Source organism: Enterobacter sp. MGH 16 (genome assembly GCF_000493175.1).
Lineage (GTDB): Bacteria > Pseudomonadota > Gammaproteobacteria > Enterobacterales > Enterobacteriaceae > Enterobacter > Enterobacter roggenkampii.
In genome coordinates, this window is sequence record NZ_KI535695.1 from 1,755,684 (window position 1) to 1,770,319 (window position 14,636).

Genomic DNA, 14,636 nt, shown 5'->3' on the forward strand with positions numbered 1-14,636 from the left:
TCTGAAGTATTCACATTGCCCCCAGCATGGTTGTGACCATCGCCAGCAGCGGCGCCGTAAGGTCCGGATCGATCCTGAACATTTCGAAAATCCCCTCGCCTAACTCCTTAAGCTTTTCCTTCTTCGGTGCATCGAGCATAAGAGCTTGCTTCGCCTCACTTACCTCTTTTTCTAATCTGGCCATGCGATGTGCAAACGAGTCGTTCTTTACAACACGGTCGCGGTATCGAAGCGGTAATACAGACATGATTGCGGGGACCAGCTGTTCGACGTTCTTTCGGTACGATGCAGAGTCTTCTTTGTTGTCGAGCCAGCGGAACAGCTTCACGTTCCAGACATCGGCCTGGCCTGAGAAATCCACGCCATCAAGTTGAAGTTCTTCCGCCGCCTCTTGGATTTGAAGCGCAACTGCTACGCGCCCTTCTACTGCAGCCCAAGCACGGACCGCTGAGCAGATATCACGATGATCAATATCCTGCGCTGCCGGTTCACTTTGATGACACCGGAATATCAGAGGATTAACCGAGGCTTTGCTACTCTGTTGAAATGAAACAGTCTGCATAGTTAAGGCTCCTGTTTAGGTAAACCATCAGTTGGGTTTGGGTAGAGATCAGGGCGTAGTTCGTGGGGAGTTACGCCTGTCATTTTGAAAATCGAGAAAATGTAACTTGGCGGGACGATCCCGTGGTCGCGATTCTTCCAATGGCTTACAGACATACTCGTCACACCAAGCGCGATGCTGAGCTTTCTGGCTGAGCCAGCGGCTTTAATTGCTTTATCAAGTGCGGACATGTGTTTCTCCTGCTTATGGATAGCAAAAGTAAACCACAGATTTACACCATATGCAAACCAAGGATTTATTGCGTGTATAAACCAAATATTTACAATGGCCCTATGAGAAAAGAAGAACCCAACCTTGTTTTGGTGAAACGCCTCACTGAGATCACTGATCGCGGTGTTACCAAAGCAGATATGGCACGAATAGCTGGAGTCACCCCTCAGGCCGTAAACGGCTGGTTCAAGAAAGGCGTGATTAGTAAGAAGTCGGCACTGGCCATAGCTGACGCTGCAGGCATTTCTGTTGCCTGGTTACTCGGCGAGGACGTTGGTGAGAAAGATGGACTCAAGCCGGACGAACAGCGCCTATTAGAACTTTATCGGCAACTACCAGTGGAAGAGCAACAGAACATGCTCCGTATCTTCGCGCTGCGCCTGAATGAACTTGATGAACTTTATGCGCGATACATGAAGGGGCGCATCAGAAGTGGAGATGCCTCCTAACTCTTTGCTCAAGTATTCTGTCCGGATTAAAATTTTACAAATTATCAGTACAGACTTTTTTGGAGTGAGTTATATATATGGAAAATAAAGAAAAGGTTTTATTTGTATATCCTACTTTGCTAAGGGAGGGGCAATCTTCAAAAAAACCTTATAAACCCGATTCACTTCTGATTGATATTTCCCCTTCTAAAAAAAATACCATTATTGTAACTGCTTCAATTTTATTACTGGTCCTTAAAAATACCTTTATAACCGTTGATGTGTATCTTGACAATGAAGCAATCACTCTTGATTCTGATTCTCTTGATGGTTTTCAAGAGGTTATGGACACAACGTATGTCGGTGATGAATCCGTCATCGTCACGACGGCTATGCATGTAAGTAATGTTATATTTCCTTGCTCAGGCATTTACGAAATCAGAACCAGCTTAATGGTAAAAAATGAAGAAGGCGTCAAAACGCAAGTTGATTCTATAAGTTGTTTCTTAAGCGTTTTTGTCGCAGGGGGAAAGTAAATGGGTCAGGTATTTCACTTCGCACATCCTAGAGATAAACTTGAAAATGATAGCAACCATACCCATACTTCAAAGTATGGTTCTGGAAATGGTGGGGGGGATGACATGCTTGAAATTCGCATAGCTAAACTCGAAGCTGATGTGGAGAATATCAAGGTTAACCTTGCCGAAGCTCGTGAAGATATTAGAGAGTTGACGAAAACGACTTCTGCAACGAAAACAGATGTCTCAGTATTGTTACAAAAAGCTACTGAAATTGATGCTGCATTAGCCAAGCGCCCTACAGCTGATTCGATGAAAGTATGGTTTCTTACTATATTACTTTTTTCAGTCGCAATGCCCGTTATAACACTTTTAATTAACCTGTATTTGAAGAAGCCATAACCCGACCCCAGTGTCGGGTTTTTCATGCGGTTATGCCAAAACTTCAGCTAACGTCTACCCTACGAATATTAAGCTAGAATTTGAATAAATACCCTTGACCACCTCGCTGGTTTTGTTGTCCGCAACCATCAACTCTCCCTCCAACCCGTGTCCGCTTGTCCCAAACCCCGACCACTGCGTCGGTTTTTTTTTGCCTGCGATTCGTCAGGCTCATCACAATATCTATCCATATAAACCGTAGATTTACAAGCATCATTAACCATGAGCTGACATTAATATAAACCAGTGATTTAATCCATCTAACCAAGACGCACTACGAACCACCAAGGCAGGACGCCCACGAAGTAGCCGCCGACGGCATACGAATAGTCGGATGAGGTGGAGAGATTAACGCGCATCAGGTGTAAACGTTCCGCTGGCCGGCGATAAGGCAAACGAGGGTGAGAATGATTGATTTCGCACGCAAACCAGGACGGCAGCAGGCCATAAAACTTAACTTGTTCGAAGTGATTCTTCGCCGCTTGTGCTACCTAATGGCGCAAAAGGGGGATCCAGATGAGTAACTCAACGAAATGCGGGTACTGCGGCAAGCCGGTTAAACCGGGGGAAGTAGTCAATAGTACCCTTCTCTATCGCAACGGCGCACAGCTGGCGCGCAAAGAAAAAGAATACTGCTCTGAACGTTGTGCTTCGTACGACCAGATGGCCCACGAGGCATAACGTAAAAGCCGCGCAAGGCGGCCCGTACGTCCGGTGCTCCCGACCAAAGTTACACCGGAAAACTACTTAAAAAACCAAAGTTCACCCAATGGGCGCTATCTCTGGCCCGGGGATCTTACATCCAAAAAAGAGGATCTCACATGGAATTTTTCTATGTAGTTAAGGCTACGCAGAAATCTGGCAAAGAAGACGCAGTGATTTGGTTCACTGCGAAATCAGAAGCCCGTGCAAACCTGCAGCTCGATGTTGAGCTGGAAGATGCTGGTATTGAAACCGGACGCGGTAAGGATTACGCCAAACCGGTTCGCACCGATTTCCCGGTGTATAACGACCTCCCGGAAGAAAGCACCGTGGATTACACCTGGTGCAAACGCTACGAACTGCAGGACGATGGACGCACCTGGCTGCCAAAGGCTGGTGCTGAGTCTACTACAGCCATGGACAACACTGCCGCACCGGAAACGTCCGTTAATGTCGAAACTATCGTCGAGAGTGTCCCGCTTGAAAACCGCACTCCAGCGGTCCGTTTTGCTGTCCACCTGACCAGCGACAAATACCAGTCACATATCACTAAAGAGCAGCAGCTGGCTGCCAGCGAAATGTCACTGGATGAAGGCAACACTTATCTCCAGAACCTGCTCCAGGCAAAAAACGACATCCCTGAAGTTGCCGAACTCAGCCTGAACGCTGAGTGGAAACTGGTTCAGGCGATTAAGCTGGTATTCACGCCAGATGAAGCACACGAAACCGAAATTATCGCTGCATTCATGGCTGACTGGGCAAGAGCAGATGCCGGCGACCGCAATCAGTTAGTTGAAGAGTGGAGAAGCGGAAAGCTTGCTCTTCTCAAATCAGAAAGCACCAGCGGCGCCAACGTTACAACCGTTCAGGTTCTGGAACCTGATAACGGTATCCAGATTGACGAGAATGATGACGAAACCACTCGTTATCCAGTCGTGCGTATGCCGTTCCGGAAGCAGCTACTCGCCCAGTTCACCGCCAACGAACTGCGCCACCACTTAACCCGCGAAGAATACGAAGGTATCTGCGCGCTGGAAATGGACACTGACAACAGCTATGTCCAGAACCTGTTGCTGGCGGCAGAAAACTGCGAAGAGGTTAAGGGTTACGACACCAAAGACCTGTGGCGCTATACCGACGCCATTCGCAAGGTGTTCAGCCAAGATAAGCGTCACGAACTCGCTTTGGTTCTCCGTTTCACCAGAATCTGGGCGGCGACTGATTATATCGATCGCGGCACCCTGGTGCGCGAATGGACGGATGGTAATCGCATTTCTGAAGTAGGCTCTCCTGCACCTTTAAAACCAGCAAAGCCAGAAACTACAGAATCCTATAAACGAGCTGTTGCCCAGAACATGGCGAATCTGAGCATTGAGATCGCGATTGCTCTGCTGTACCCAGATGCAGTACCGGGACAAATCAACCGTACGCAACTCCTGGCCGCCAAAGAACTCGCTGACAAAAAAGATGAGTCGCACACCAAGGCTCTCAAGGTTCTTGGTAAAACTACCGACATCCTCGACTACGACGCCAACAGTATTTTTGGAGTTACCCGCGCTATTTCATGGTCTGGAGAAGAAAGCACAACCGAACTGCGTAGCCAGGTGCGTGAGTGGTTCACGGCGAACGGCATCTATGAAAACGGTGAGCGCTCTAAAGGCTATCCAGAATGGAGCGAAGACTCCCGCGCGGTTCGTCATTCCACAGTGGAAGAACCAAGTACTCCAAGCCAGCCAAAGGTCGCAAGCCTTGGCAGCGGCGTGTTCTCCATCGATGGTCTGATGCTTGGAAATACCGCCCCGGTCATCGATATCCCCTCAAATGAAGTCGAAAAAACGGAAAACACAGCGGAGACCACCAGCGATGTGCAGATGGAAACGACTCAGCCAGAGAAAGTCGAAAATACTGATCCGGTACAACCAGGCGAAGGCGCTGATGCAGCTAATACGCAAGCAGTTACCGTAGCGCCGGAAGAACAGCAGTCAGAGCCAGTAATCGAATACCCGGCTTACTTCGAGCCTGGCCGCTACGAAGGTCTGCCGAATGAGGTTTATCACGCAGCAAACGGTATTAGCTCAACCCAGGTAAAAGATGCCCGCGTCAGCCTGATGTACTTCAACGCGCGCCATGTGGCTAAAACTATCCCGCGCACAGCATCCAAAGTGCTGGACATGGGAAACCTGGTGCACGCCCTTGCATTGCAGCCGGAAAACCTTGAAGCAGAGTTCAGCGTAGAACCTGAGATCCCGGAGGGTGCTTTCACCACCACAGTAACTCTGCGCGAGTTCATAGATGCTTACAACGCCAGCCTGCCGGCGCAGCTGAGTGCAGACGATATTAAAGCGTTGCTTGAAGAACATAACGCATCCCTTCCCGCTCCAGTGCCGCCTGGCGCCAGCCTGGAAGAAACGGCTCAAAGCTATATGGCTCTCCCTGCTGAGTACCAGCGTATTGAAGAAGGCCAGAAGCAGACAGCAACGGCAATGAAGGCTTGCATCAAAGAGTACAACGCCACCCTGCCCGTGCCGGTTAAAACCAGCGGCAGCCGTGATGCGCTACTCGAGCAATTAGCGATCATCAATCCTGATTTGGTAGCACAGGAAGCGCAGAAACCGACGCCGCTGAAAGTGTCCGGCACCAAAGCAGACATGATCCAGGCAGTTAAATCAGTTAAGCCCGATGCCGTGTTCGTAGACGAGCTGTTAGATGCCTGGCGCGACAACCCTGGTGAAAAGATTCTGGTTACTCGCCAGCAGTTGGCCACAGCGCGAGCAATTCAGTCTGCACTCCTGGCGCACCCGACCGCCGGCATGCTGCTGACACATCCAAGCCGCGCCGTTGAAGTGAGCTATTTCGGTTTTGACGACGAAACAGGTTTAGAAGTGCGTGTACGTCCGGACCTCGAAATTGAACTGGACGGCGTGCGCATCGGTGCGGACCTGAAAACCATCAGCATGTGGAATGTGAAGCAAGAAAGCCTGCGCGCAAGACTGCATCGGGAAATCATTGACCGGGACTACCACCTCAGCGCGGCTATGTATTGCGAGACCGCGGCGCTGGACCAGTTCTTCTGGATTTTCGTCAACAAAGACGAGAACTACCACTGGATCGCCATCATTGAGGCATCCACCGAACTGCTGGAACTGGGCATGCTCGAGTACCGCAAAACGATGCGCGCCATCGCCACTGGCTTCGATACGGGCGAGTGGCCAGCGCCGATCACTACCGATTACACCGATGAACTGAACGACTTCGACCTGCGCCGCCTCGAAGCGCTGCGCGCTCAGGCTTAAGGGGGATTTATGCATAACACAAACGTTACCGTTGCTGACCAGAACACCGTTATTAACTCTAATGTGGCTCTGTTTGATTCCCAGTATCTGAATGCAATCAGCACGTTTGCGCAGATCATGGCGCAGGGCACCGCTACAGTTCCTAAGCATCTGCAGGGCAATCAGGCCGACTGCATGGCTGTCGCGATGCAAGCGGCACAGTGGCAGATGAATCCCTTTGCCGTAGCGCAGAAAACGCACCTGATTAACGGTGTGCTCGGGTATGAAGCGCAGCTGGTTAATGCCGTAATTTCACGCAGCGGCGTGCTGGCCAGTCGTTTTGAATATGAGTGGTTTGGGCCATGGGAAAAGGTCGTTGGAAAATTCCACATCCGTAAAAGCGATAAAGGCGAGTACCGCGTCCCGGGCTGGACCCTCGCTGACGAAGCCGGGATTGGCATCATTATCAGCGCAACCCTGAAAGGCGAGGATAAACCGAGAGAACTCGATTTACTGCTGGCTCAGGCCAGAACCCGAAACTCTACCCTATGGGCTGACGCCCCTCGCCAGCAGCTGGCGTACTTGGCCGTCAAACGCTGGGCGAGACTGTTCTGCCCGGATGTGATTCTGGGCGTTTACACCCCGGATGAGCTCGATGATCGCCGTGAAGAACGAGAGGTAAACCCCGCACCAGCGCAGCACGTTAGCCTCGCTGATATTTCAGGTGACAACGTCACTACTACTCAAACGGCTCATGAATCGGCACAAAACATCGATGCTCTAGCTGATGATTTCCGCGACCGCATCGAGGCGGCTCAGGATGTGGATAGCGCTAAAGCTCTGCGCGCAGATATTGAAACCGTGAAAGCAACGCTGGGTTCTGCCCTGTTCACTGAGCTGAAAAACAAGGCCGTGAAGCGTTATTACCTGGTTGATGCACGGAACAAAGTCGAAGCAGCCATCAATTCCTTGCCACCTTCAGATGAACCCGATGCAGCTGCGCGGTTCGCAGAGGTAGAGCGCGTTCTTGCGTCGTCTAAACGTCATCTGGGCGATGAATTGCATGGTCAGTTCAGCATCACTCTGGCGGATATGAAACCGGAATACGTGGACTAACGAGATCGGGAGGGGAAACCCTCCCTCAAGGAGAAAAAATGCGACTGATTAATCGAGGCAGTAAGCAATCCCCTTTGGCTCGCCAGGCATGTGAAATCGCACTCGCAGCCCACCAGCAAAGATATGGTGACTATGGGCGCAGCAAGATGAAAGAGACCTATACGGTGAGAGTGGAAGGCGTGAAGGTCTGGGTTGAAGTGGTCAACTGCAAGGCAAGCTACGTGGCCACAGCAATGACCGGTATGCGCCGACTGCGTTCCCTGCCCGGCCAGGCAAACTGAAACTGAAATATCAACGACTACAGACCGGCATATCTATACTCATGCCGGTTACCTGAGGTGAACCATGTCGCAGGTAATTTTTAACGAAGAATGGGTTGTTGGTGCAAGGCTCACAGAAAAAACAGGCCTGACCGAACGACAGATAGAGAAGTATCGTCAGGGCTGTTGGGTGGAAGGTGTCCATTTTAAACGGGTATCCCCATCTGGAGAAAGAACCTTGCGTGGCACAACCTGGTACAACTATCCGAGAATTAATCAGTTAATAAGGGATGCGTAAGATGGCAGCTTTGCCTACAGGTGTCGAAATCAGAAACAATAAGATTTGTATCTGGTTTATGTACCGGGGAAAGCGTTGCCGCGAAATTCTCAAAGGTTGGATTAACACCCCGGCGAACATCAAAAAAGCCGGGAATCTTCGGGCTGTGATCGTTAGTGAGATCAACCTTGGAGAGTTTGATTACCACCAGCGCTTTCCTTCATCGTCCAGAGCAAAAAAAACCGTAACCACTGTTTCAGTTCAAACTTTTTCAGAGCTGTGTGAACTTTGGACGAGCATTAAAGAAACCGAAATTAGCGCGAATACCATGCGTAAGACTCGCTCACAACTCGGTACGTTAATGCACATCATTAACGGAGATACGCCTGTTTCAACTATACGCCACAGCGACATTCTGAAATACAGAAAGGAGCTGTTGAACGGTGAGACACTTTACCTGGCAAATCCCAGAAGTAACAAACAGGGACGCACTGTGCGTACCGTGAACAACTATATATCGCTTCTGTGCTCCCTGCTTCGGTTTGCACACAAATCTGGCTTTATCAGTGGCAAGCCCTTCGAAGGAATCAAGAAACTACACAAAGGGAAAGTAAAACCGGATCCTTTAACGAAGCAGGAGTTTAGTTTGCTCTCGGAATCCGAGCGTGGCCAAAGCCTCAATATGTGGACATTCGCAGTTTATACTGGTGTCCGTCATGGAGAGCTTGCAGCTCTTGCCTGGGAAGATATCGATTGGGAAAAAGGCACGGCTCATATACAGCGCAATCTTAATGCCTTGGGCATGTTCGGCCCACCAAAAACCGAAGCAGGTAACCGGGTTATAACCCTTTTAGAGCCGGCACTTGAAGCCTTGAAAGCACAGCGCAAGCTGACAGCGCTACAGCCTAAAACCGAAATTGTCTTTAATCATCGCGAGTATGGCGCAGTGGAACATCAAAGCCTGCGATTCGTTTTCATACCCCGGATGCGCAAAGGAGAACAGAAAGCCTACTACTCTTTATCGAGCATCGGTGCGAGATTCAACGCAGCTGTAAAACGTGCTGGTATTCGCCGCCGGAATCCGTACCATACGCGGCATACTTTTGCCTGCTGGCTTTTATCTGCCGGCGCTAACCCGTCTTTCATAGCCAGCCAGATGGGGCATGAAAACGCGCAAATGGTTTATGAAGTCTACGGTGCGTGGATTGAAGAAATGAATGGCGAACAGGTGCTGATGCTTAACGATAAGCTGGCACGCTGAAAAATTTTTGCCCCTATTATGCCCCTATCGGCTCCGAAGGTAGTAATAAATGCAAGAAAATCAATCAAATACAAAGAAAGAGCAATACAACCTGAATAAACTGCAAAAGCGACTGCGCCGTAACGTGGGCGAAGCCATTGCAGACTTCAACATGATTGAAGAAGGCGACCGCATCATGGTTTGCCTGTCAGGGGGTAAAGACAGCTACACCATGCTGGAGATCCTGCGTAATCTTCAGCAAAGCGCGCCGGTGAATTTTTCCCTGGTGGCGGTCAACCTTGACCAGAAACAGCCGGGCTTCCCGGAGCACATTCTGCCGGAATACCTCGAAAATCTGGGCGTTGAGTACAAAATCGTCGAAGAAAATACCTACGGTATTGTGAAAGAGAAAATTCCTGAAGGGAAAACCACCTGCTCTCTGTGCTCTCGTCTGCGCCGCGGTATTCTGTATCGCACCGCGACCGAGCTGGGCGCGACCAAAATTGCGCTGGGACACCACCGCGACGATATCCTGCAAACCCTGTTCCTCAATATGTTCTACGGCGGCAAGATGAAAGGTATGCCGCCTAAGCTGATGAGTGATGACGGTAAACATATTGTGATCCGCCCGCTTGCTTACTGCCGTGAAAAAGACATCGAGCGTTTTTCTCAGGCAAAAGGGTTCCCGATCATTCCATGTAACCTCTGCGGCTCTCAGCCGAACCTGCAGCGTCAGGTGATTGGCGACATGCTGCGCGACTGGGATAAGCGCTATCCGGGACGTATCGAAACCATGTTCAGCGCCATGCAGAACGTCGTCCCTTCCCATCTCGCGGATGTGGAACTGTTCGACTTTAAAGGCATCAATCACGAGTCAGAAGTCGTGAACGGCGGCGATCTGGCGTTTGACCGGGAAGAGATCCCGATGCAGCCAGCAGGCTGGCAGCCGGAAGACGATGACAATCAGTTTGAAGCGTTGCGTCTGAACGTGCTTGAAGTGAAGTAAGCGGTTAGCGTCTCAGAAACACCGTCTGAGACGCTTCATGCTTTATTTCAGCAGACGTACGCGGCAGGTTTTACCCTTAATTTTCCCGTTTTGCAGCTGCTTCCATGCCTTATGGGCAACCGCCTGGCGAACCGCGACGTAGACATGCGCCGGATGGACCGCAATCTTACCGATATCTGCCCCGTCCAGACCCACATCCCCGGTCAGTGCACCGAGTACATCACCAGGACGCATCTTGGCTTTTTTACCGCCATCAATGCACAGGGTCGCCATTTCGGCCTCCAGCGGCACAAGGCTGACGCCGGCTGGGGGATTCATCCAGTTCAGCTTAATCTGCAGCATCTCAGAGAGAATATTGGCGCGCTGCGCCTCTTCAGGTGCGCAGAAGCTGATCGCCAGACCGCTGTTTCCTGCGCGCGCGGTACGGCCAATACGGTGCACGTGTACTTCTGGATCCCACGCCAGCTCAAAGTTCACCACCAGCTCAAGCGATTTGATATCCAGACCGCGCGCAGCGACGTCGGTCGCCACCAGCACGCGGGCGCTGCCGTTCGCGAAACGGACCAGCGTCTGATCGCGATCGCGCTGTTCAAGATCGCCATGCAGCGACAGTGCGCTCTGCCCGGCGGCATTCAGGGCATCACAAACCGACTGACAGTCTTTTTTGGTGTTACAGAACACCACGCAGGAGGCAGGCTGATGCTGGCTCAGTAATTTCTGCAGGAGTGGGATCTTCCCCTGCTGCGAGGTTTCAAAGAACTGCTGTTCGATGGCGGGCAGCGCATCTACGCTGTCGATTTCAATGGTAAGAGGATTTTTCTGCACGCGCCCGCTGATGGCGGCGATAGCTTCCGGCCAGGTTGCGGAGAACAGAAGCGTCTGGCGATCGGCCGGTGCGAAACGGATCACTTCGTCAATGGCCTCGCTGAAGCCCATATCCAGCATCCGATCGGCCTCATCCATCACCAGCGTTTGTAGCGCATCCAGCGAGACCGTGCCTTTTTGCAGGTGATCGAGCAGGCGTCCCGGCGTCGCGACAATGATGTGCGGCGCATGCTGAAGCGAATCACGCTGGGCACCGAACGGCTGCCCGCCGCAGAGGGTTAAAATCTTGGTGTTTGGCAGGAAACGTGCCAGGCGACGAAGTTCACCCGCAACCTGGTCTGCCAGCTCGCGGGTCGGACACAGCACCAAAGACTGGGTCTGAAAAAGCGCCGCATCGATATGCTGCAACAGGCCAAGGCCAAAGGCCGCCGTTTTCCCACTGCCCGTTTTCGCCTGCACGCGCACGTCACGGCCCTCAAGAATGGCGGGTAAGGCGGCCGCCTGAACAGGCGTCATCGTGAGGTATCCCAACTCGTTGAGGTTAGCGAGTTGGGCATCGGGCAGAACATTCAGGGTAGAAAAAGCGGTCACAATTGTCTCTCGTGGTGATCTTTGCGGTCAGATGGCGCGTATCCTCGCAGATCTCGCGGTCCGATGCGACAATTTAATCGGTTCTTCATCGGGCGGCGGGTCGGGCATCGGCTGGGGACGCGGGATGGGATCGGGCATAGGTACCGGATCGCTGGGGATAGGATCGGATTGACGCGATTGTGGCAGTAGCAGAGCGTTAAGGATGCTCATCATTCCCTCCATAATTTGCTGTCATCCCTTTTAGGGTAGACGCTCAGAATCAGGAGGCAAAAAAAAGCCGACTATGAAGTCGGCGTCGTACGAATCAATTGTGCTATGCAGTAATTCAAAAAAGGAAGTAAGACAATATGGAGCGCAACGCCCATCGCTTGACGTTGCATTCACCTGCGGGAGTAATATTGCACCTTACGGGGTAGATGTTTATTGACTTCGCTCAATTAAAAGAGCGTTTTAATCCCGGAAAAAGATGAAAAAAGCGTAAATTTACAGCCATTTACTACGATGCAACCACCATGCAACACCCCCAATCAAAACAACTAACATCACGCAAAACGCCGTAAAACCGTAGCGATAAGCGCCACCCGGAATTCCGCCCAGGTTGACGCCAAACAACCCTGTCAGAAACGTGCTCGGTAAAAACACCATCGCCATCAGGGACATCGTATAGGTTCTTCGCGCCAGCGACTCCTGCATCACCTGCGCGATTTCGTCCGCCATCACCGCCGTTCTGGCAATACAGGAATCAATTTCATCCAGCCCGCGGCCCAGCCTGTCGGCAATATCCTGCATTCTGCGCCGATGGTCGTCGTTCATCCAGGCGAGCCTTTCGCTGGCCAGCCGCGCATACACGTCGCGCTGCGGCGTCATGTAGCGGCGCATAACAATCAGCTGCTTGCGCAATAAGGCCAGAAAACCGCGCGGCGGGATCTGCTGATCGAGCAGGTTATCTTCCAGGTCGATGATTTTGTCGTGCAGCTCTTCAATAAACTCACTGGCGTGATCGGTAAGCGCGTCACAGACATCCACCAGCCAGCTGCCGCAGTCGATCGGCCCCGTGCCCTCTTTCAGATCGTTGACGATGTCATCCAGCGCCAGGACCTTACGCTGTCGGGTGGAGACAATCAGCCCATCGTCCATATAGACCCGCATCGCCACCAGCTGATCCGGACGTTCATCCGTGCTGCCGTTAATACAGCGGAGGGTAATCAGCGTCCCGTCACCCATGCGGCTTACGCGGGGCCGCAGACTTTCACCCGCCAGCGCATCGCGCACGTTATTGGGCAAGAGCGGGGTCGACGCCAGCCAGTCAGCGCTGTCCGGATGGGTATAGTTCAGATGCAGCCAGCAGGGATGCGCACTGTCGATCACATCATTATCTTCCAGCGGTCGGGCACCGCCGCGGCCGTCCAGCACCCACGCAAAAACTGCGTCAGGAACGTTAAGTTCAGATCCTTTAATGCTTTCCACAGCACCTCCACCTTTTTAACTCTTTCGGTGTCAGTCTAGCTTTCATGAGGGGTTAAGCAACAACTATGTATTCCATCGCGCTGAAATCGCTCGGGAATTGAGCTGGGTGGGCAGATGTATGAAAAAAGCCTGGCATGCCAGGCTTTGTGTCGCTTTCAGATAGAGTGCTCTGGCTGCTGGAGGAAGGAGGGTGAGCCGGTCGGTAATGGGGACGAAGACCCGTGATCCAATCTGAAATTCCGCGTGCGGGCCTGGAGTTCAATCACCTGATTGCGCAGTACATCCGAGGAGCCGTTGAGTTCCTCCGCCATCGCCACGTTGCTTTGCGTGACCCGCTCCAGCTCCGATAGCGCCAGCGTGATCTGGGAAATACCTTTCTCCTGCTCAGACGTCGACGCGGAGATTTCATCCATTAAGCGACTGACGTTTCCCGAGCCCGTCACGATTTCATGCATATTCTTCTCTGCCTGCGACACCACGGTCGCGCCCTGCGTGACGTTACTGCTGGTGACTTCAATCAGCGCTTTGATATTCTTCGCGGCCTCTGCGCTGCGGTGCGCCAGGTTTCTGACCTCTTCCGCAACGACAGAAAAACCTTTTCCATGGTCGCCCGCTCTTGCCGCCTCAACGGCCGCGTTGAGCGCCAGAATATTGGTCTGGAACGCAATGCCGTCAATCAGCGAAATGATCTCCGTCATCTGCTGGGCGCATTCGGTAATGGACTGCATATTGTTGGCAACCTGCCCCATCAGCTCCCCGCCCTTACGCGCCTGCAGCGTCGCCATATTCGCCTGTTCACTCGCCAGGCGGGTGTTATCGGCGTTATTTTTAGTGCTCGCCGCCATTTGCTCCATGCTGGCTGCGGTTTGCACTAAAGACGCAGACTGCTGTTCGGTTTTGACCGAGAGCTGAGCGCTACGTGTTGAGAGCTGATCCGATAAGGTCATGGCGGTTTGCGATGACGCCCTGATCTCACGCACCAGCGTCGCAATGTTGCCGGACAGGCTGTTGATCCCGGGAATGAGTCGCCCCGCACAGTTATTGCCAAACTCCGGGATAGAAACCCCCAGGTTGCCGGCAGTCACCTCTTCAATACTTTTCTTCACCGTATTGATCGGCGTCACAAGATACCGGGTCATATAGACCCAAAGCAAAAATAGCGCAACGAAATTGATAACGTTTAGGGAAATAAAGAGAGAGGGCTTGCTGGAAATTAGAACAACGACACCTGTGTTTACCAAAAATAGCGATAAAAGGAACCCGATAATAAAGGTTCGGACACTAATATTTCTTAGCATGATGATACCCACATTTTATATTTTGGTCGGCATCTAGACTTATAGCATTGGCACAAACGTTTTTCCTCGGAAACTTCACGGGTTTGTTGTTTCGCCGTTAGCAACCTGGGATTTAGCTTAAGTCAGATGAAAAAAGCGTATTAGTGAAAATGTTCTTCGCACCATGCTGTGATACTGGTCTGCCGCCACGTTAAGCGATACCATCCGCTGCGGCGAACCGATACAATCGCCGTTATATTTAAGGAGCTTTGCTACTTTTATTCGCTCTTGTTTAGCAATGCTTAATACGTTAACAATGAGAATATATTTTATATTCTTAATGCGATGTAGAGTATTAATATGACTGGTCATGCTTCACGATAA

16 protein-coding genes and 1 pseudogene are annotated in these 14,636 nt (G+C 51.5%); 11 read left to right on the forward strand and 6 right to left on the reverse strand.

What is annotated here, in order from left to right; genetic code table 11:
* Positions 1-10: 10 nt before the first annotated feature.
* Both L362_RS14385 and L362_RS14380 read right to left on the reverse strand, forming a co-directional pair.
* Positions 11-562, reverse strand: coding sequence for a toxin YdaT family protein (locus L362_RS14385; protein ID WP_023344302.1), 552 nt, complete (start codon positions 560-562; stop codon positions 11-13).
* Positions 563-564: 2 nt separating this feature from the next.
* Positions 565-792: a transcriptional regulator gene (locus L362_RS14380; RefSeq protein ID WP_023344303.1), complete on the reverse strand. Its 228-nt coding sequence runs from the start codon at positions 790-792 to the stop codon at positions 565-567.
* 72 nt (positions 793-864) lie between these two features.
* On the opposite strand from L362_RS14380, the gene L362_RS14375 reads away from it, so the two are divergent.
* The 11 genes and pseudogenes from L362_RS14375 to ttcA all read left to right on the forward strand — a co-directional run bounded on the left by L362_RS14375 (position 865) and on the right by ttcA (position 10,092).
* Positions 865-1,281 (forward strand): helix-turn-helix domain-containing protein, encoded by a 417-nt coding sequence (locus L362_RS14375; protein ID WP_023344304.1) that lies wholly within the window; start codon positions 865-867, stop codon positions 1,279-1,281.
* A 77-nt stretch (positions 1,282-1,358) separates the two neighbouring features.
* Entirely contained in the window at positions 1,359-1,796 is a 438-nt protein-coding gene (locus L362_RS24630) for a hypothetical protein (RefSeq protein ID WP_023344305.1), read from the forward strand.
* A complete protein-coding gene (locus L362_RS0122940; protein WP_023344306.1) occupies positions 1,797-2,180 on the forward strand; it encodes a hypothetical protein in 384 nt (127 codons plus the stop codon).
* Positions 2,181-2,587: 407 nt separating this feature from the next.
* Positions 2,588-2,743, forward strand: a pseudogene (locus tag L362_RS24915) (hypothetical protein); the annotation flags it as partial.
* The gene (locus L362_RS24805; RefSeq protein ID WP_023344307.1) at positions 2,736-2,900 is read left to right on the forward strand and encodes a YdaE family protein; all 165 of its coding nucleotides are present in this window, start codon (positions 2,736-2,738) and stop codon (positions 2,898-2,900) included. The pseudogene L362_RS24915 and the gene L362_RS24805, both read left to right, overlap by 8 nt.
* Positions 2,901-3,040: 140 nt before the next feature.
* Positions 3,041-6,214 (forward strand): RecE family exodeoxyribonuclease, encoded by a 3,174-nt coding sequence (locus L362_RS14365; RefSeq protein WP_023344308.1) that lies wholly within the window; start codon positions 3,041-3,043, stop codon positions 6,212-6,214.
* 9 nt (positions 6,215-6,223) lie between these two features.
* Positions 6,224-7,309: a RecT family recombinase gene (locus L362_RS14360; RefSeq protein ID WP_023344309.1), complete on the forward strand. Its 1,086-nt coding sequence runs from the start codon at positions 6,224-6,226 to the stop codon at positions 7,307-7,309.
* A 38-nt stretch (positions 7,310-7,347) separates the two neighbouring features.
* On the forward strand, positions 7,348-7,590 hold the full coding sequence (locus L362_RS14355; RefSeq protein WP_020882485.1) for a DUF4060 family protein: 243 nt from the start codon (positions 7,348-7,350) through the stop codon (positions 7,588-7,590).
* A 64-nt stretch (positions 7,591-7,654) separates the two neighbouring features.
* Positions 7,655-7,867: an excisionase family protein gene (xisR, locus tag L362_RS23810; RefSeq protein ID WP_023344310.1), complete on the forward strand. Its 213-nt coding sequence runs from the start codon at positions 7,655-7,657 to the stop codon at positions 7,865-7,867.
* A gap of 1 nt (position 7,868) precedes the next feature.
* Positions 7,869-9,107: a site-specific integrase gene (locus L362_RS14350; RefSeq protein WP_023344311.1), complete on the forward strand. Its 1,239-nt coding sequence runs from the start codon at positions 7,869-7,871 to the stop codon at positions 9,105-9,107.
* 49 nt (positions 9,108-9,156) lie between these two features.
* Positions 9,157-10,092: a tRNA 2-thiocytidine(32) synthetase TtcA gene (ttcA, locus tag L362_RS14345; RefSeq protein ID WP_023344312.1), complete on the forward strand. Its 936-nt coding sequence runs from the start codon at positions 9,157-9,159 to the stop codon at positions 10,090-10,092.
* Positions 10,093-10,134: 42 nt separating this feature from the next.
* On the opposite strand, the gene dbpA is transcribed toward ttcA, so the two are convergent.
* The 4 genes from dbpA to L362_RS14330 all read right to left on the reverse strand — a co-directional run bounded on the left by dbpA (position 10,135) and on the right by L362_RS14330 (position 14,273).
* Positions 10,135-11,508 (reverse strand): ATP-dependent RNA helicase DbpA, encoded by a 1,374-nt coding sequence (gene dbpA, locus L362_RS14340; protein ID WP_023327603.1) that lies wholly within the window; start codon positions 11,506-11,508, stop codon positions 10,135-10,137.
* A 27-nt stretch (positions 11,509-11,535) separates the two neighbouring features.
* Positions 11,536-11,700, reverse strand: coding sequence for a proline-rich small protein YnaL (locus L362_RS24920; protein WP_304665500.1), 165 nt, complete (start codon positions 11,698-11,700; stop codon positions 11,536-11,538).
* 291 nt (positions 11,701-11,991) lie between these two features.
* Positions 11,992-12,975: a zinc transporter ZntB gene (gene zntB / locus L362_RS14335; RefSeq protein ID WP_023292275.1), complete on the reverse strand. Its 984-nt coding sequence runs from the start codon at positions 12,973-12,975 to the stop codon at positions 11,992-11,994.
* A gap of 155 nt (positions 12,976-13,130) precedes the next feature.
* Positions 13,131-14,273, reverse strand: coding sequence for a methyl-accepting chemotaxis protein (locus tag L362_RS14330; protein ID WP_023344313.1), 1,143 nt, complete (start codon positions 14,271-14,273; stop codon positions 13,131-13,133).
* Positions 14,274-14,636 lie beyond the last annotated feature (363 nt).